The 17,837-nt window shown below is 69.5% G+C and carries 13 protein-coding genes and 1 pseudogene; 7 read left to right on the forward strand and 7 right to left on the reverse strand.

The genetic code is table 11. The features are described 5' to 3' along the window. Both gyrA and gyrB read right to left on the reverse strand, forming a co-directional pair. Positions 1-3,678 (reverse strand): intein-containing DNA gyrase subunit A, encoded by a 3,678-nt coding sequence (gene gyrA, locus EDC02_RS36385; protein ID WP_370461628.1) that lies wholly within the window; start codon positions 3,676-3,678, stop codon positions 1-3. A 234-nt stretch (positions 3,679-3,912) separates the two neighbouring features. Further along, positions 3,913-5,856 carry a DNA topoisomerase (ATP-hydrolyzing) subunit B gene (gyrB, locus tag EDC02_RS36390; RefSeq protein ID WP_123606634.1) on the reverse strand — a complete coding sequence of 648 codons (1,944 nt, stop codon included), beginning with the start codon at positions 5,854-5,856 and terminating at the stop codon, positions 3,913-3,915. Positions 5,857-6,445: 589 nt separating this feature from the next. Here gyrB and EDC02_RS36395 point away from each other — a divergent pair. Next, entirely contained in the window at positions 6,446-7,006 is a 561-nt protein-coding gene (locus tag EDC02_RS36395) for a hypothetical protein (RefSeq protein WP_123606635.1), read from the forward strand. Positions 7,007-7,080: 74 nt separating this feature from the next. Here the strand turns inward: EDC02_RS36395 and EDC02_RS36400 are convergent, their stop codons facing one another. From EDC02_RS36400 to dnaA, 5 genes are all read right to left on the reverse strand, one after another. Next, the gene (locus EDC02_RS36400) at positions 7,081-7,662 is read right to left on the reverse strand and encodes a DUF721 domain-containing protein (protein WP_123606636.1); all 582 of its coding nucleotides are present in this window, start codon (positions 7,660-7,662) and stop codon (positions 7,081-7,083) included. Further along, a complete protein-coding gene (recF, locus tag EDC02_RS36405; RefSeq protein ID WP_123606637.1) occupies positions 7,652-8,878 on the reverse strand; it encodes a DNA replication/repair protein RecF in 1,227 nt (408 codons plus the stop codon). The genes EDC02_RS36400 and recF overlap by 11 nt, the downstream gene beginning before the upstream one ends. A 5-nt stretch (positions 8,879-8,883) precedes the next feature. Further along, a complete protein-coding gene (gene gnd / locus EDC02_RS36410; RefSeq protein WP_123606638.1) occupies positions 8,884-9,759 on the reverse strand; it encodes a phosphogluconate dehydrogenase (NAD(+)-dependent, decarboxylating) in 876 nt (291 codons plus the stop codon). 51 nt (positions 9,760-9,810) lie between these two features. After that, positions 9,811-10,944, reverse strand: a complete 1,134-nt coding sequence (gene dnaN, locus EDC02_RS36415; RefSeq protein ID WP_123606639.1) for a DNA polymerase III subunit beta — start codon at positions 10,942-10,944, stop codon at positions 9,811-9,813. 701 nt (positions 10,945-11,645) lie between these two features. Further along, on the reverse strand, positions 11,646-13,487 hold the full coding sequence (gene dnaA, locus EDC02_RS36420) for a chromosomal replication initiator protein DnaA (RefSeq protein WP_123606640.1): 1,842 nt from the start codon (positions 13,485-13,487) through the stop codon (positions 11,646-11,648). A gap of 665 nt (positions 13,488-14,152) precedes the next feature. Between dnaA and rpmH the strand changes: the two genes are divergently transcribed. The 6 genes and pseudogenes from rpmH to rsmG all read left to right on the forward strand — a co-directional run bounded on the left by rpmH (position 14,153) and on the right by rsmG (position 17,760). Further along, a complete protein-coding gene (rpmH, locus tag EDC02_RS36425; RefSeq protein WP_123606641.1) occupies positions 14,153-14,290 on the forward strand; it encodes a 50S ribosomal protein L34 in 138 nt (45 codons plus the stop codon). Positions 14,291-14,324: 34 nt separating this feature from the next. Continuing rightward, positions 14,325-14,708 (forward strand): annotated as a pseudogene (rnpA, locus tag EDC02_RS36430) (ribonuclease P protein component); the annotation flags it as partial. Positions 14,709-14,782: 74 nt separating this feature from the next. Beyond that, complete coding sequence (gene yidD, locus EDC02_RS36435) at positions 14,783-15,073, forward strand: membrane protein insertion efficiency factor YidD (protein WP_123606643.1); 291 nt, start codon at positions 14,783-14,785, stop codon at positions 15,071-15,073. Beyond that, complete coding sequence (yidC, locus tag EDC02_RS36440) at positions 15,070-16,134, forward strand: membrane protein insertase YidC (protein WP_123606644.1); 1,065 nt, start codon at positions 15,070-15,072, stop codon at positions 16,132-16,134. The genes yidD and yidC overlap by 4 nt, the downstream gene beginning before the upstream one ends. A 178-nt stretch (positions 16,135-16,312) precedes the next feature. Beyond that, positions 16,313-16,948, forward strand: coding sequence for a R3H domain-containing nucleic acid-binding protein (locus EDC02_RS36445; RefSeq protein WP_123606645.1), 636 nt, complete (start codon positions 16,313-16,315; stop codon positions 16,946-16,948). Between the two features lie 5 nt (positions 16,949-16,953). Next, positions 16,954-17,760 (forward strand): 16S rRNA (guanine(527)-N(7))-methyltransferase RsmG, encoded by an 807-nt coding sequence (gene rsmG, locus EDC02_RS36450; RefSeq protein ID WP_123606646.1) that lies wholly within the window; start codon positions 16,954-16,956, stop codon positions 17,758-17,760. Positions 17,761-17,837 lie beyond the last annotated feature (77 nt).

The raw sequence follows: 17,837 nt of genomic DNA on the forward strand, positions 1-17,837 counted from the left end.
CTAGTCCTGTTCGTCAGGCTCGTCGGCATTGCGAGCAATGGCCACGATAGTCACGCCGTCTGGGAGGTCCATGAGCTTGACCCCCATTGTGTTCCGGTCCCGGGTACGTCGTACAGGCTTCACCGGAGTCCGGATCACGCCACCGTTGCTGGTGATCGCGAAGAGCTCGTCGTCCGGACTGATGACGACCGCACCGACGAGACCACCGCGGCGCTCGGTGATCTTGGCAGTCAGCACGCCCTTGCCTCCCCGGCCCTGCACCGGATACTCCTCGATCGGAGTACGTTTCGCGTACCCGCCGTTGGTGGCGACCAAAACATCCAGGTCCATCCCCTCCCGGACGACCGCCATGGCGAGCAGCTCGTCGGTGTCGGTGAACCGCATCCCGATCACCCCCGACGTGGCCCGCCCCATCGGACGCAGCGCCTCGTCGGTCGCGGTGAACCGGATCGCCTGGGCATTCTTGGAGACCAGCAGCAGGTCGTCGGCGCCGCCGGCGAGAGCCGCCCCGACCAGTTCATCGGCGTCCCGCAGGTTGATGCCGATGATCCCACCGGAGCGGTTGGAGTCGAACTCCTCCAGCCGGGTCTTCTTGACCAGGCCGTTGCGGGTCGCCAGCACCAGGTAGGGCGCCACCTGGTAGTTCGGGATCCGGATGACCTGGGCGATGTGTTCGTCCGGCTGGAAGGCCAGCAGGTTGGCCACGTGCTGGCCACGGGCGGTACGCGACGCCTCCGGCAACTCGTACGCCTTCGCCCGGTAGACCCGGCCCTTGTTGGTGAAGAACAGCATCCAGTCATGGGTGGACGCGATGAAGAAGTGACTGACGATGTCGTCCTGGCGCAGCGTCGCACCGCTGACGCCCTTGCCGCCCCGGCGCTGCGAGCGGTAGAGGTCGACCTTGGTCCGCTTGGCGTACCCGGTGCGGGTGATGGTGACCACCACGTCCTCGCGGGCGATCAGGTCCTCCATCGAGACCTCGCCGTCGAACGGCACGATCTTCGTCCGCCGCTCGTCGCCCCACTTGGCGACGATCTCGCCGAGCTCCTCCGAGACGATCCGCCGCTGCCGCTCGGGCTTGGCCAGGATGTCCTTGAGGTCGGTGATCTCCAGCTCGATCCGGGCGAGCTCGTCGACGATCTTCTGACGTTCGAGTGCGGCCAGCCGGCGCAGCTGCATGTCCAGGATCGCGGTGGCCTGGATCTCGTCGACGTCGAGCAGCCGCATCAGGCCCTGCCGGGAGTCCTCGACCGTCGGCGACCGCCGGATCAGGGCGATCACCTCGTCGAGCATGTCCAGCGCCTTGACCAGACCGCGCAGGATGTGCGCCCGCTCCTCGGCCTTGCGCAGCCGGTACGCGGTGCGCCGCCGGATCACGTCGATCTGGTGCTCGACGTAGAACCGGATGAACTGCGCCAGGTTCAGCGTGCGCGGCACCCCGTCCACCAGGGCCAGCATGTTGGCGCCGAACGTCTCCTGCAGCTGGGTGTGCTTGTAGAGGTTGTTGAGCACCACCTTGGCGACGGCGTCGCGCTTGAGCACCAGCACCAGCCGCATGCCGGTACGCCCGGACGACTCGTCGCGGATGTCGGCGATCCCGCCGATCTTGCCTTCCTTGATCAGCTCGGCGACCCGCTCGGCGAGGTTGTCCGGGTTGACCTGGTACGGCAGCTCGGTGACGACCAGCGATGTCCGGCCCTTCTTGTCCTCCTCGACCTCGACCACGGCCCGCATCCGGATCGACCCGCGACCGGTGCGGTAGGCATCCTGGATCGGGGTGGTACCGACGATCAGACCGGCGGTCGGGAAGTCCGGACCCTTGACGATCTCGATCAGGGCCTCGAGCGTGGTGGCCTCGTCGACCTCCGGGTTCTCCAGGCACCACTGCACCGCCGCCGCGATCTCCCGCAGGTTGTGCGGCGGGATCTTGGTGGCCATGCCGACGGCGATGCCCTCGGAGCCGTTGATCAACAGGTTGGGGATCCGGGCCGGCAGGATCACCGGTTCCTTGGCTCGACCGTCGTAGTTGTCCTGGAAGTCGACGGTGTCCTCGTCGATGTCCCGCAGCATCTCCATCGCCAACGGGTCGAGCTTGCACTCGGTGTTGTGGCTGACGAATCCGTCGGTGACGAAGGAATGGTCGTCGGTGTCCACCCGGAGGCTGTAGACCGGCTGCACGCCCGCGTCGGCGACCTCGGCGACCTCGGCGTAGTAGAAACGGCCGTCGACCAGCGGCTCGACGACGTCGCGCACCTCGCGTTCGGTGATCCGGGCGAGAATCTCGGACCGGTCACGCTCCCACCGTTCGATCCGGTCGACGTTGTGCCGTCGCAGCCAGTCACGCTCCGTCCAGCGGGTCGCGCCATGCGCCCGGATGAAGTCCCCGACGAACGGCACGAAGTCGCCGGCGAGGGCCCTGCTGGTCGCCGGCACCTGGGCCAGCTCGGACTCTAGTTTGGCCTGCTTGCGCCCGAGGAAACCGACGTGGGCGGCGAAGATCCGGGCGTCGCGGCGGTTGGTCACGACCACCTTGATCTCGCCGTCGTCGTACCGGCACTGTTTGCTGATCACGCCGAACTCCAGCAGGAGCTGCTGCACCTCACGGGCCAGCCGGTCACTGCGGGTGGAGTACGAGATTTGGATGGTGTTGCGGAGCAGCAGCGAGGAGGAGCCACCGCCCTCGAAGAGCGCTTGGAGGAAGGCACGCTTGACCGCCGCCGGCCCCTGCCAGACGAACTCGGGTACGAACTTGGCGGCGCTTCGCGCACCGACCAGCTCGCCCAGAGCGGTGCTAGCCAACTGCTTGATGCTGGCCCGAACTCGGTACAGCGTTCTACCAGAGGGCATCGACTCCTCGTTGAACCAGCGCTTACCCCCGACAGCGACATCGAACGCCGCGATCACCCGAGTGAAGAAGCTGCGATCGACGTTGGCGAACTCAACCAACTTGTCGGAAATCCAGCCCTCACTCACCAGCGCACCCGCAAGGACGGCTGCCTCGACGTGCTCCAGCATCGGGTAGCCGATCTCGTCAGGCACCGAGCGCTGGATGACCACCCGGTCGGCGGGGGAGATCTCGGCGAGTAGCTTCCAGAGCAGGGTCGGCACGCCGGCCACGTTCACCAGGCAGAGCACCGGGTGGTTGTGGGTGCCGGTCAGCTCGTACCCCTCGCGGGTGCGCAGCCGCAGGGTCGGGTGCTCGCCGGAGTGGAAGAACTTGGAGGCGCGAACCAGATCGCCGTTGCGGTCGCGGACCTTGAGGTCGACATCGGTCTCGCTGCTCGACGCGGCGTCCGGCACGACCTGCTCGATCCGGACCGAGCCATCAGAGGTGCGGATTCGGACATTACCGGACATACAATAACGCATCGCGGCTGCCGGATCGTTGCCCGGGGAGCCGAAGTTGCCGTTGCCGTCGACCAGCGGGTACCGCAGCGACCAGGGCTGCGCCATCCGGACCAGCGCGTCGTAGATGGCCGAGTCGCCGTGCGGGTGGAACTGGCCCATCACGTCGCCGACGACCCGGGAGCACTTGACGTAGCCTCGGTCCGGCCGGTAGCCCGAGTCGAACATGGCGTAGAGGATCTTGCGGTGTACGGGCTTGAGCCCGTCCCGTACGTCCGGCAACGCCCGCCCGACGATCACGCTCATCGCGTAATCGAGGTACGACCGCTGCATCTCGACTTCCAGCCCGACCGGCTCGATGCGGTCGTGGCGGGCGACCGCCGCCGCGGCGGCTGCCACGGGATCCGGCTCGCTGCCGAAGGACTCGGGAGTATCCGTCACAGTTAACCCTTATCAACCTTAAAACCGTCGTACCTGTGCTGGACAACGGCGGTGGAAGCTGGCGAAGTTGCTGATGACGCGGCCGGGCCGGTCCCGGTTCGGGAGTCGCCCGGCCGCGCGGGGCGTCTAGATGTCCAGGAAGCGGACGTCCTTGGCGTTGCGCTGGATAAAGGAGCGCCTCGCCTCGACGTCCTCACCCATCAGAACGCTGAACAGCTCGTCGGCGGTTGCTGCGTCGTCCAGGGTCACCTGACGCAGCGTACGCGTCGCCGGGTTCATCGTCGTCTCCCACAACTCGGGGTAGTTCATCTCTCCCAGGCCCTTGAACCGCTGGATGTCGTCCGGTTTGGCGTTGGGCTTCTTCTGCTGGCGCAGCACGATCAGTCCGTCACGCTCCCGGTCCGAGTACGCGTACTGCGCGTCGTCGCCCTTCCGGTTCCACTTGATCTTGTACAGCGGCGGGGCCGCGAGGTAGACGTGGCCCAACTCGACCAACGGACGCATGAACCGGAACAGCAGGGTCAGCAGCAGCGTCTGGATGTGCTGGCCGTCCACGTCCGCGTCGGCCATCAGCACGATCTTGTGGTAGCGCAGCTTCTCGATGTCGAAATCGTCGTGGATGCCGGTGCCCAGCGCGGTGATCAGCGCCTGGACCTCGTTGTTCTTCAGCACCCGGTCGATCCGGGCCTTCTCCACGTTGAGGATCTTGCCCCGGATCGGCAGGATCGCCTGGGTACGCGGATCCCGCCCCTGCTTGGCCGAGCCGCCGGCCGAGTCACCCTCGACGATGAAGACCTCCGACTCGCGCGGGTCGGTGGACTGGCAGTCGGCCAGCTTGCCCGGCATCGACCCGGACTCCAGCAACGACTTGCGCCGGGCGAGCTTGCGGGCCTGCTGGGCGGCGATCCGGGCGCGGGCCGCCTGGGTTGCCTTCGTGATGATCATCTTGCCTTCGGCGGGGTTGCGGTCCAGCCAGTCGACCAGCCACTCGTTGCAGACCCGCTGCACGAAGCTCTTCACCGGGGTGTTGCCCAGCTTGGTCTTGGTCTGGCCCTCGAACTGCGGGTTGGCCAGCTTGACCGAGATGATCGCGGCGAGCCCTTCCCGGATGTCCTCGCCGGAGAGCTTCTCGTCGCCCTTGAGCAGCTTCTTGTCCATGGCGTACTTGTTGACCACGCTGGTCAACGCGGACCGGAAGCCCTCCTCGTGGGTGCCGCCCTCGTGAGTGTTGATGGTGTTGGCGAAGGTGTAGACCGACTCGCCGTACGACTCGTTCCACTGCATGGCGATCTCGACCGACATGCCCTCCTCCTCCGCGCCGAACTCGACCACGCTCTTGTGGATCGGGTTCTTCGAGGCGTTGAGGTGGCGCACGAAGTCCGAGATACCCCCCTTGTAGCAGAAAGTGACCTCGCGGTGCTTTCCGTCGTCGTCGGCCACCCGCTCGTCGCGCAGCTGGATGGTCAGCCCACGGTTGAGGAAGGCCATCTCCTGCAACCGGCGGTAGATCGTCTCGAACGCGTACTCGGTGGTCTCGAAGATCGACGGATCCGGCCAGAAGGCGACCGCGGACCCGGTCCGGTTCGTCGCCTCACCCTTGTCCAGCGGCGTCGGCTTCGAGTTGGCGTACTGCTGCCGCCAGACGTGGCCGGCCTTGTGGATCTCGACCTCCATCTTCACGGAGAGCGCGTTGACCACCGAGACACCGACCCCGTGCAGGCCACCGGAGACCGCGTACGCCTTGCCGTCGAACTTGCCGCCGGCGTGCAGCACGGTCAGGGCGACCTCGACACCCGGCTTCTTCAGCTTGGGATGCAGGTCCACCGGGAAACCGCGGCCGTTGTCGGTGACCCGCACCCCGCCGTCGGCGAGCAGCACCACCTCGATGGTGTCGCAGTGCCCGGCCAGCGCCTCGTCGACCGCGTTGTCCACGACCTCCCAGACCAGGTGGTGCAGGCCGCGCTCACCGGTCGAACCGATGTACATGCCCGGTCGCTTGCGGACCGCCTCGAGGCCCTCCAGCACGGTGATCGACTCGGCGCCGTACTCCTGGTTGTTCTGCGCTGACACCCTCAGCCACTTTCTCGCACACCTGGGCCGCGACGGCACAGGGACGCGGGGTTCGGCGAATCTTCCGACGGCGGACGGACGCGAACCGGCACCATGGCCGACAACCCGCATCTTCCAGGTGGATCGCCGACGGGTGGCGAAACGCGCCGTACGCCGCAGAGGACCCGCGGATCACGAACGGCTGGGCCCCGTACGGTCCGGCGATCACGGCTGCCGGCGGTCACCTCGTCGGTGATCCTGCCGGGCGGGCTCCGGATCGTCGCGCCGCGCGGGTTTCCCTCGTCTCTGTCTCCGATCCTACTGTGCCGAGCCGACATAACCGGGACGCGGCACCCCCGTAAAGCGGCTGAGAGGTTCGTAGCCGGCCGCACCCCACCCACCGCGACCACCCCCACACGCACCAGATCCGTCATTCGGACGGCCACGGGGCACCGCACCGTCGGTCCCGGCGGCCCGCTGGGCCACCTGAAGGTGAAACGACTACCCGGATGCCGCTACAGTGCCGCTACCGCACAGGCTCGCACCGGACAGCAGCATCGCGGATGCGCACCCGGCCCGGGCCACCAGCTGGAGAAGGGTGACGCTTGCGATGGGGCTGGACAACGTCGCGGTGCAATGGCCACGGGTCGGCGAATTCTACGAACCGGTCGCACCGGCCGAGTTCGTCGACTTCGACAAGCTGGCGGAGCAGGCCGACGTCGCGGCACCGACCGCCGCGCTCGCCGGTTACATCGCCAAGACCGGCAGTGTCCGGGCGACCGCCTACACCGAGCTGGTGGACCTGCTGCTGGGACTGACCGGAGTGCTGTACGCCACCGAGGCGGCCGCCGAGGACGAGGACCCGGTGATCGACCCGGACGGCTGCGCCTGGATCGCCGGCGGCCTGGAGCGGTTCGTCGACGGCCACGACCGGTACGGCGACACCGTCACCTTCGACACGGTCGGGGCGGTGCTGCGCGACGCCCTCGCCGGTGCCCGGCTCGCCGAGCAGCAGCTGCGCTGGCTGGACAGCCGGCTCGACGCGCTGCGCGACGACGCCGGTGACGCGCCGCAGTGGAGCTTTCCCCGGTCGGAGCTGGCGGTGCTGTCCCGCTTCTACCGCCGCTGCGCCGACCGCGGCTTCGCCGTCTACGCCGACGCGGAAGCCTGAACGCGGCACTGACCGGTGCCGGAATCAGCCGGCCGACGCCGACCGGGACAACTCGGGACAACCGAGTGGTGGGATCAGCCGTACGTGTCCCGCGGGCCACGACCACGGACCCGCCGCGGGCCCTTCGACCAGGATGGCGCAGCCGGGCCGTGAATGTGCAGTTTCGTCACCACGTTGTGCCCGACCTCGGCGGCGATCTGGCGCAGCAACGAGCGGGCGAGCAGACGGAGCTGGGTCGCCCACGCGGTCGACTCCGCCTCGACCGTCAGCTCGCCGTTCTCCAACTTGACCGGGCGGCTGTGCTTGGCCACCTCCGGCCCGACCACCCGTTCCCAGGCGCCGAAGACGGTTGCCTCGGCGGCCGGCCGTTGCCAGCCGCGCGCCTTGACCAGCCGGGCCAGCACGTCGCCGAACAGCTGGGGATCGCGGGGGTCCGGCCCCGGACCCGAGTAGCCGCGCAGCCGTCGGCCGCCCGATCCGGCTCCGCCCGCGTCGCTGCCGCCACCGGTCCGGCGACGGGGCCGGTTCGCCTCCCGACGGGCGCGGGCCGCGTCCAGCACCGCCCTGGCCAGCTGCGGGCCGGTCGACGGCGGGGGCAGGATCGGCGGCTGGTCGGCGGCCTGCGCCGGCTCGCCGTGCTGCGGCTCATCCGACATGGCGTACCTCCCCGCGGCTGACCTCGAAGCGTGCCCCGCGCAACGCTACCGGGACGTCCTCGGCCACCGCGCAGGTCACCAGCAGTTGGCTGGCCCCGGCGACCAGCTCGGCGAGCCGTTCCCGGCGTCCGCTGTCCAGTTCGGCGAACACGTCGTCGAGGACCAGGACCGGCTCGATGCCTTCCGCGCGCAACAGGTCGTACGCGGCCAGCCGCAGCGCCAGCGCGCAGGACCAGGATTCGCCGTGGCTGGCGTACCCCTTCACCGGCAGGCTGCCGATCGTCAGATACAGGTCGTCGCGGTGCGGGCCGACCAGGGTGACACCGCGGTCGACCTCGCTGCGGCGGGCCTCGCCCAGCGCGGCCAGCAGCGCCGACTCCAGCGCGGACCGGTCCGCCGTCGGCGGCACCGTCCCGGCCCCGACAGAACCAGCAGAACCGGCAGAACCGACGAGATCGGCAGAACGGGCGGGATCGGCGTCGGGTGGCGCGCCGGCATCCGGCAAATCGATCGACGGCCGGTAGCTGATACCGGCCGCCGCGCTGGTGGCCGCCACCGCGTCGTACGCCTTGGCCACGTGCGGGGCCAGGGCGGTGACCAGCTCCAACCGGCCGGCGAGCAGCTCTGCTCCGTGCCGGGCCAGATGGGCGTCCCAGACGTCCAACGTGCTCAGGTCACCGCCGCGGTCACCACCGGTCTTGCGGGCCAGGTACGCGCTACGCAGCAATGCGTTGCGCTGCTTGACCACCCGGTCGTAGTCGGCCCGTACCCCGGCGAACCGGGGCAGCCGGGTGACCAGCAGCTCGTCCAGGTAGCGGCGGCGTTCGGCCGGGTCGCCCCGGACGATCTCCAGATCCTCGGGGGCGAACAGCACCAGCCGCAGGGCACCGATCACCTCCCGCGCCCGGCGGGTCGGCGACCGGCCCAGCCGGGCCCGATTGGCCCGCCCCGGCACGATCTCCAGTTCGACCAGCAGCTCCCGTTGGTCGTGCACGACCAGGCAGCGGATGATCGCCGAGTCGGCGCCGACCCGGACCAGCGGGGCGTCGGTGGCGACCCGGTGGCTGCCCAGCGTCGCCAGGTAGCCGAGTGCCTCGACGAGGTTGGTCTTGCCGACCCCGTTGGGCCCGACCAGCACGCTGCCACCCGGTTCGAAGGTGAGCTCGACCCGCTGGTACGAGCGGAAGTCGATCAGTTCGAGACGACGGACGTACACGGATGTCAGGGGCTGGACTGCACGGCGTGCCCGCCGAACTGGTTGCGCAGCGCGGCGACCGCCTTCATCGCTGGAGAGTCGTCCTGCCGCGAGGTGAACCGGGCGAACAGCGAGGCCGCGATCACGTTCATCGGCACCCCGAGCCGGATCGCCTCGTCGACCGTCCAGCGCCCTTCGCCGGTGTCCTCGGCGTACCCGCGCAGCGCCGCCAGTTGCGGATCCTCGTCGAGCGCGGCGTCCAACAGATCCAGCAGCCAGGACCGGACCACGGTGCCGTCCCGCCAGGACTTGATCACCCCGGGGACGTCGGTGATCAGCTCGCTCTGCAGCATCAGCTCGTAGCCCTCGGCGTAGGCGTGCATCAACGCGTACTCCACGCCGTTGTGCACCATCTTCGCGTAGTGGCCGGCGCCGACCGGGCCGGCGTGGACGAAGCCGTGCTCCGCCGGCGGCTTGAGCGCCTCGAAGATCGGCATCATCCGCTGGACGTGCTCGGCGTCGCCGCCGACCATCAGCCCGTACCCTGCCTGCCGGCCCCACACCCCGCCGGACACCCCGACGTCGAGGTAGCCGACTCCGTGCTCGGCCAGCCGGGCCGCGCGCGGCCCGTCGTCGCTGAACCGGGAGTTGCCGCCGTCGATCACCAGATCCCCGGGGTCGAGCAGGCCGCACAGCTCGTCGACGACCGACGACGTCACCTGGGCCGGGACCATCATCCAGACGGCCCGCGGGGCGGCGAGCCGGTCGACCAGCTCGGTGAGGCTGGCGACGTCGCTGACTGCCGGGTCCCGGTCATAGCCGTACGCCTGGTGACCGGCGTCGCGTAGCCGGTCCCGCATGTTGCCGCCCATTCGGCCCAGGCCGATGATGCCCAACTGCACGGTGTGCCCCCTTCGTCGCTGCCCGATCGTCGCCCACCGGGTGTCCCGGTGTTACCGGGTTACCCGGATCGGCATGATCAGATAGCGGTAGCCGGGGATGATCTGATCGTCCTCGCCAGCCGGCGAGATGACCGCGGGCTTGAACGCGTCGACGAAGGTGAACACCGCCGTGGCCGAGCCGAGGTTCTGCAGGCCGTCGATCAGATACTGCGGGTTGAAGCCGATGGTCAGCGGCTCACCGGTGAACACGGCCTCCATCGCCTCGCTGGCCCGCGCCTCCTCGGTGTTGCCGGCCTCCACTACGAGCCCGTCCGGACTGAAACTGAGCAGCACCGGGGTGGTGCGTTCGGCGACCAGGGCCACTCGGCGTACCACCTCGACGAGAGTGCTCACGCCCACCCGGGCCTCGGCGTTGTGGCTGCTCGGGAAGAGCGACCGGACCGGCGGGTAGTTGGCACCGTCCAGTAGCCGGCTGGTGGTCCGGCGGGTGCCGCCGGCGAACCCGATCATGCCTTCGCCGGCCCCGCCGTGTGCCAACGCGATGGTGACCTCGCCGCCGATCGGACCGAGCGTCTTGGCCGTGTCGGCCAGGGTACGGGCGGGTACCAGCGCGTTCAGGCTGATCTCCGGATCGTCCGGCTGCCAGTCGATCTCCCGGATGGCCAGTCGGTACCGGTCGGTGGCGAGCATGGCGAGCCGGGTGCCCTCGAGCTCGACCCGGACCCCGGTCATCATCGGCAGCGTCTCGTCGCGGCCGGCGGCCACCGCGACCTGGGCGACCGCGGCGGCGAAGGTCGGGGCGTCGACCCGGCCGGCGCTGGCCGGCATCTCGGGCAGGGTCGGATAGTCCTCCACCGGCATGGTCGGCAGGGTGAACCGGGCGCTGCCGCAGACCAGTTCCAGATGCGCACCGACTGCCGCGATGTCGACCGGCTTGGCCGGCAGCGACTTGGTGATCTCGGCGAGCAGCCGACCGGAGACGAGGGCCGAGCCGTCGGCGTCGCCCTGCACGTCGACGGTCACCTGGCTGGAAACCTCGTAGTCGAATCCCGAGACCTGCAGGGAACCGTCGGTGACCCGGAGCATCGCGCCGGCCAGCACCGGCACCGACGGCCGGTTCGGCAGGCTCTTGGCCGTCCAGGCGACCGCGTCGGCGAGCGCATCGCGCTCCACCCGGAACTTCATCCCATGCCTCCGCACTTCATGCCGTGCCTCCGCGTCGACTCGATCGAACGATCTTCGGTGGTGCCGGACCCGAGGCGGTCCCTGGGCGGCTCGACCGTCATCGGTCGACGGACCTCACCGAACGATAGGCCAGACCGCTGGGCCCGTGCGTCCGGCCCCGGACTTCTGCCGGTCGACCGGACCGGCAGGTGCGGTACGTCGGCTGCATCCACACCTATCCCCAACGCCGATGATTGGTTTTTGTTGTCTAGAAGATAAATCTCATCGTCTTCATCGGGGCTGTGCACTCTGTGGACATCTCGCGTTTACGCAGGTCAGGTGGGTTCGATGGCGGTGGATTACCTGTGGAGAGGGCTGGGTACAACCGGGGTCTTCATCCACAGGCTGCCCTACTGCCCACAGCCGAACCGAGTTATCCACCGGTTATCCACCGGTTATCCCGAGGGTTCGTCCCCAGCTGTGGACAAGTGGCCGGCGCCATGTCGGCCCGTCGTCCCCAGAACCTTCAACAGGATCCCCACAGGCGGTGGTGGACCTGTGGACAATTTGTGACTGAGAGTGATTGTCCACAGCGGTTTCCCCAGCAGTTGTCCACAGCCTGTGGACAACTTGGCGGGCGGGATCCAGGTGTCATCCACCGCCCGGCGGCGGCCGCGGTGGAAAACCTGTGGATGAACCTGTGGACGGCCGGCAGCGAGCGGTCAGGCGATCTGCTTGATCCGGTTGGTCAGCTCGGCGATCTGGTTGTAGAGGGACCGGCGTTCCGCCATCTGCTGCCGAATCTTGCGGTCGGCGTGCATCACCGTGGTGTGGTCGCGGCCACCGAACGCCTGTCCGATCCGGGGTAGCGACAGGTCGGTCAGCTCGCGACACAGGTACATCGCGACCTGGCGGGCGTTGACCAGCACCCGGGAACGCGAGTGACCGCGCAGGTCCTCCAGGCTGACCCCGAAGTAGTCGGCGGTGGCGACCATGATCTGGTCGGCGGTGATCTCCGGGCCGGCGCCGTCCGGGATGAAGTCCCGCAGCACCTCCTCGGCCAGGCTCAGCTCGACCGGTGACCGGGTGAGGCTGGCGAACGCGGTGACCCGGATCAACGCGCCCTCCAACTCCCGGATCGAGTTGGCGATCCGGGACGCGATGAACTCCAGCACGTCCGGAGGCGCGTACAGCCGCTCCTGGGCCGCCTTCTTCTGCAGGATGGCGATCCGGGTCTCCAGGTCGGGCGGCTGGATGTCGGCGAGCAGCCCCCACTCGAAGCGGGTCCGCAGCCGGTCCTCGAGGGTGGCCAGCTGCTTGGGCGACCGGTCCGAGGTGATCACGATCTGCTTGTTGGCGTTGTGCAGGGTGTTGAAGGTGTGGAAGAACTCCTCCTGGGTCCGTTCCCGGTTCTCCAGGAACTGGATGTCGTCGATCAGGAGGATGTCGACGTCACGGTAGCGGCGTTGGAAGGCGCTGGTCTTGTCGTCACGCAGCGAGTTGATGAAGTCGTTGGTGAACTCTTCGGTCGACACGTACCGCACCGACCGGGCATTTCCGAGGGTGGTGGCGTAGTGACCGATGGCGTGCAGCAGGTGGGTCTTGCCCAACCCGGAGCTGCCGTAGATGAACAGCGGGTTGTACGCCTTCGCCGGTGACTCGGCCACCGCCACCGAGGCGGCGTGCGCGAACCGGTTCGAGGAGCCGATGACGAACGTCTCGAACATGTACTTCGGGTTGAGCCGGTTTCCGCCGGTGTCCACCCCCGGTCCGGTCAGCCGGCGGTCGTCCCGGCCGGTGCCACGGTGGTCCAGCCCACCCCGCCCCGGGCCGCTGTCGGGCGGGCTGGTCGGCAGGCCGTCGCCGACGCCGCCGTACCGTTGGTCCGGTGGGCGGTAGTCCGTCGGCGGCCGGGCCGAGCGTTGCTGCGCCGGCGGTTCGAGGTCGTGGTCGAGCCGTTGCGGACCTGGCGGTCCGGCGGCGTAGTCGTCACCGAAGAGCGCGCCCTGGTCGCCGGTCCGGGCCGCCGGCACCACCGGCAGCCGGCCGGTGGCGCCATCCAATGCGTCGGGTACGCCGACGCGGTGCTCCGGCGCCTGGGATCCGTCGGGTGCGCCGCTGATCGGCTCCGGCGCCTCGGGCCCGACGATGCCTTCGCGGTCCCAGCGGTGGTTGCCGGTGTCGCGGTGGTCCGGTCCGGGCGGTGGCGGGCCCAGCCGTGGGTCGGGCTCGTCCGGATGGCGCAGCCGGGTGTCGACGGTCGCGGTGCCGTACACCGTGCCGACTGGTCGACCCTGACCGTCCTCCGGCGGACGGACGGTGACCGCCACCTGGATCGGCCGACCGAGCCGGCGCGACAGCGCCTCGGTGATCGCCGGGCGCAGCCGCGATTCGATGACGTCGCGGGTGAACGCGTCGGGTACGGACAACAGCGCGGTGTCCTCGACGATGGCGCGCAGCCGGGTCAGCCGCAGATAGGCCCGCTGCTGGGCGGAGACGATCTCGTCCGCCAGCTCGTCCGTGGTCGCCAACCAGACCGCGCCGAGGTCTATCGTCTCGGCCACCGTAGCGCCACCCCCATCGCATCCGAGTACCCGGCCGCCGGCACTGTCTCTGTGTCGGCCGCCGGTCGGGATCGGTCCCGCTCTCGAACAGGTACGACGAGCCATGCTGCGGGCCGCTGAACTGACCGTCATCCACAAGTTATCCACAACCTGTGTGTACTGCTGACCGCGGCTCCCCGTCGTCCGCCGAACCTGCCCCCTGCCGGCTCGGCGCCCGGTGTCGATCACCGTCGCGGGCGACCGGCCCGGCTGCCTGGTTCGTACCGATGAAGCGGTGCCAGGTGCTGCCTGATGCTTGACCGGCAATCGGGCACGCTAACAGCGTTGTCCACAACCGTTCAACCGGCGGTCGCCGGTCCCCGTTGTCGGTTCCGGTGAAAACCGTGTAGCGGCACTGGCCGCGTCGCTCCACGACCGGATCGCCGGCGCTGGCCGGCGGCGGGCGAGCCATCGGCGCTGGTCCGCTCTGATAAGCTAGTCGGGTGCGTTGTGCCCTCACGGCGCACCCAACGCACTGACGAACACGACGCACTGACGCAGAGACGCAGAACTGCACCGGCCTGACCAACGGCCGGACCTGACCAACCGCCGGCCTGACCGACAGCCGGTCTGATCATCTGACTCCGGGCCGTCGGCCGGGAGCCACACCTGACGGAGAGTCTGACGTGAGCAAGCGCACCTTCCAGCCGAACAACCGCCGGCGTGCCAAGACCCACGGCTTCCGGCTGCGGATGCGTACGCGTGCCGGCCGTGCCATCCTCTCCACCCGCCGTGCCAAGGGCCGCGCCCGCCTGTCCGCCTGATGGTCTTCGCGGGCGTCGTGGAGATCTAACCGCCATGCTGGCCGCCGCTGAGCGCGTACGTAATCGTGCCGACTTCACCGAGGTCGTACGCATGGGTCGGCGGGCCGGACGTGGCTCGCTCGTCGTACACCTGCTGCTGTCGTCATCGGTGCCGGGCGACCGACCGGAGCCGACCGGTGGCTCCGGCGCCCGGGCCGGCTTCATTGTCTCCAAGGCGGTCGGCAACGCGGTGACCCGCAACCGGGTGCGTCGTCGGCTCCGACACCTGGTCCGGTCCCGGGTGGCCGCGCTACCGGGCGGTGCGCTGCTGGTCGTCCGAGCCCTCCCGCCGGCCGCCGGGGCGTCCTCGGCTGGGCTCGCCGCCGATCTTGACGCCGCGCTGTCCGCCGCTGTCCGCGCCGCCGACCGACGTTCCCGCGGCACCGACGGTGATCGCCCGTCCGGCGTGCCGCGCACCGGACCCCGGACCCGGGCCAGAGCGGGGGACGCCCGATGACCGCCTCCGACGATCTACCTCGCCCCACGACACCGGGTGGCCGCCTGCTGACAGGTGCGATCGTCGCGTACCGTCGTTGGATAAGCCCGGCTCTGCCGGCCCGCTGTCGGTTCTACCCGTCGTGCAGTGCGTACGCCCAAGAGGCGATCGCCCGGCGCGGAGCACTTCGGGGGGTGCTGTTGGCGGGTTGGCGCCTGCTGCGCTGTCATCCCTTCCACCCCGGTGGATATGACCCGGTACCGATGCCGGGCGGCCGCCGTGCCGATGCGACTGGAGCCCCGAATTGAGTCTCGACTGGATCTACTGGGCCATCTCGTGGATCCTCCTGTTCTGGCACTCGGCCTGGGACCGGATCGGTGTGCCGTCGACCGAGGTGCTCGGCACCAACTGGTCGTGGATCCTGGCCATCATCTTCCTGGTGGTCACGGTCCGGGTGATCCTGTTCCCGGTCTTCGTCAAGCAGATCAAGTCACAGCGGGCCATGCAGGCGTTGCAGCCGAAGGTCAAGGAGCTGCAGGAGAAGCACAAGGGTGACCGGGAGACGCTCCAGAAGGAAATGATGGAGCTGTACCGGAAGGAGAAGGCCAACCCGCTGATGGGTTGCCTTCCGATGTTCCTGCAGATCCCGGTCTTCCTCGGCCTGTTCCACATCCTGCGCCGGCTGAACCCGGAGCAGACCCGCAACGTCGATCTCTACGGCTGGACCGCGGACCAGTTCTACGAGGCCTCCCGGGCCAGTCTGTTCACCGCGCCGCTCGCCGGACGGTTCGGCTCGACGGCCGACGAGTTGGCGGCGATGGGTGCCAGCGGCACCACGGTCAAGGTGATCGCCGGGATCCTGGTGATCGTCATGATCGTGACCACCTACCTGACCAGCCGACAGATGATCCTCAAGACCGGCTGGGCGGAGGACCCGCAGCAGAAGATGATCCAGCGGCTGATGCTCTACGGCATCCCGGCCTCGCTGCTCATCTCCGGCGCGATCTTCCCGATCGGCGTCATCATCTACTGGGTGGTGAACAACATGGTCACGCTTGGCCAGCAGCAGTGGGTACTGCGCAAGTTCCCGCCGCCGCCGATGCCGGCCGGCAAGGGGAAGCCGGCCGCGAAATCGGCCCCGGCCGCGAAATCGTCCGGCCGGCCGGCGGCGAAGTCCGGTGCCGCGCAGTCACGCAAGCCCGGCACGACCGACGCCAAGCCCAAGTCGGCCGGTGTCTTCGCCCGACGCGGCAACGGTGCCGAGGCCGCCGCCCCGGAGCCGGCCCCGGTCCGCGAGGGTCTCAAGCCCAAGCCCGGTGCCAAGCCGGTCAACCCGAAGAAGCGGCGGCCGGCGAAGCGTCCGGGTTGACCGGGCAGGCGTCCCGGCGGCCGGCTGCTGCTGGCGGGCGTGCCCGCCAGCAGGCGGGGCGTCCCGCACGGCCGCAGCGGCGGCAACGTAGACCTCCCCGAGGGCGCGGCGCCCGTCCGCCGGTCCTCGGTAACCAGCGGACCGACCGGTTCCGCCGAGCGAGTACGGAGATGACACCGTGACCGATACCAGCCTGCCCAGTGCCGACCCGTCTGTCGACGAGGAGGTTGTCCCGGCCCGGGCCGCCGACAGCGCCGACGACCGTCCCGGTGACGCCGACGACGCGGGCACCGACGAGGCTGACGAGGACGCGGCCGGCAAGGACGCGTCAGCGCCCGCTTCCGCCGCCACCGACAGCGACCTGTTCCAGCAGAGCGAAGTCGCCGCCGACTACGTCGAGGGACTACTGGACATCCTCGACTACGACGGCGACATCGACGAGTTGGTCTCCGGTGGCCGTCCTGTGGTGGAGGTGGTCGGCGGGCAACTCAGTGCCCTGGTCGGGCAGCGGGGTGCCACTCTGGAGGCGCTCCAGGAGCTGACCAGGCTCGCGGTCTTCCGGCAGACCGGATCGCCGAGCCGGCTGCTGCTGGACGTCGGCGGCTACCGGAACAACCGGCGCAAGGAGTTGGCTGCGGTGGCGAAGAACGCGGTGGAGAAGGTCAAGGAGTACGGCGAGCCGGTGCGGCTGGAGCCGATGTCCGCCTTCGAGCGCAAGTGCGTACACGACGTGGTGAACGCGCTCGACGGCGTGCTGAGCGAGTCCGAGGGCGTCGAACCGACCCGGCGCATCGTCGTCCGTCCGGCCGACTGAGCACCATGACTGATCTGCCCGAGCAGACTGATCGGGCGGCGACCGGCCCGGACGGGAATCCGTCCGGGCCGGTTCCGTCGGGAGCGGCCCGGCTGGCGTCGCCCCCTGATTCCGCCCGCGAGATTTTCGGCGCCGAGCAGCTGCGGCTGGCGGTCCGGTACGCCGGCCTGCTGGCCTCGGAAGGACTACTCCGTGGACTCATCGGACCGCGCGAGGTGCCCCGGCTCTGGGAGCGGCACCTGTTCAACTGCGCGGTCGTCGGCGAACTCGTCCCCGACGGAGCGACGGTGCTCGACGTCGGCTCCGGGGCCGGTCTACCCGGGCTGGTCCTGGCCGTGGCACGCCCGGATCTGACCGTCATCCTGGTCGAGCCGTTGGCCCGGCGCACCGCCTTTCTCGTCGAGGCGGTATCGGTCCTCGGCCTCGCCGACCGGGTCGAGGTGAAGCGTGGCCGGGCCGAGGAACTACGCCGCGACTTCCCCGCCGGGGCGGCGCCGGTGGTCACCGCGCGGGCGGTGGCCCCACTCGACCGGCTGGCCGGCTGGTGCCTGCCGCTGGTCGAGCCCGGTGGACGGTTGCTCGCCATGAAGGGCGATTCGGCCGGGGCGGAGATCACCGAGCACCGAGCGGCGGTGATCCGCTCGGGCGGCGGTGATCCGGTGCTGCGTCGCTGCGGCGAACGATGGCTCGACCCGCCGACCACCGTGGTGGAGATCGAGCGGTGTGCTCCGGCACCCGGGGTGGCTGGTCGACGTCGCTCGGAGCGCGGCGACCGAGTGCGGCCGCGTTCGTCGCGGCGGACCCGGGGGTGACTGCCGAACCCGCCCTGATGGCGGGGCGGAACGACGCGAAGGCTGCGACACGTCGGACAGTCGGCCGTGGCCACACC

This window comes from Micromonospora sp. Llam0, from assembly GCF_003751085.1.
In the GTDB taxonomy this organism is placed as follows: Bacteria; Actinomycetota; Actinomycetes; order Mycobacteriales; family Micromonosporaceae; genus Micromonospora_E.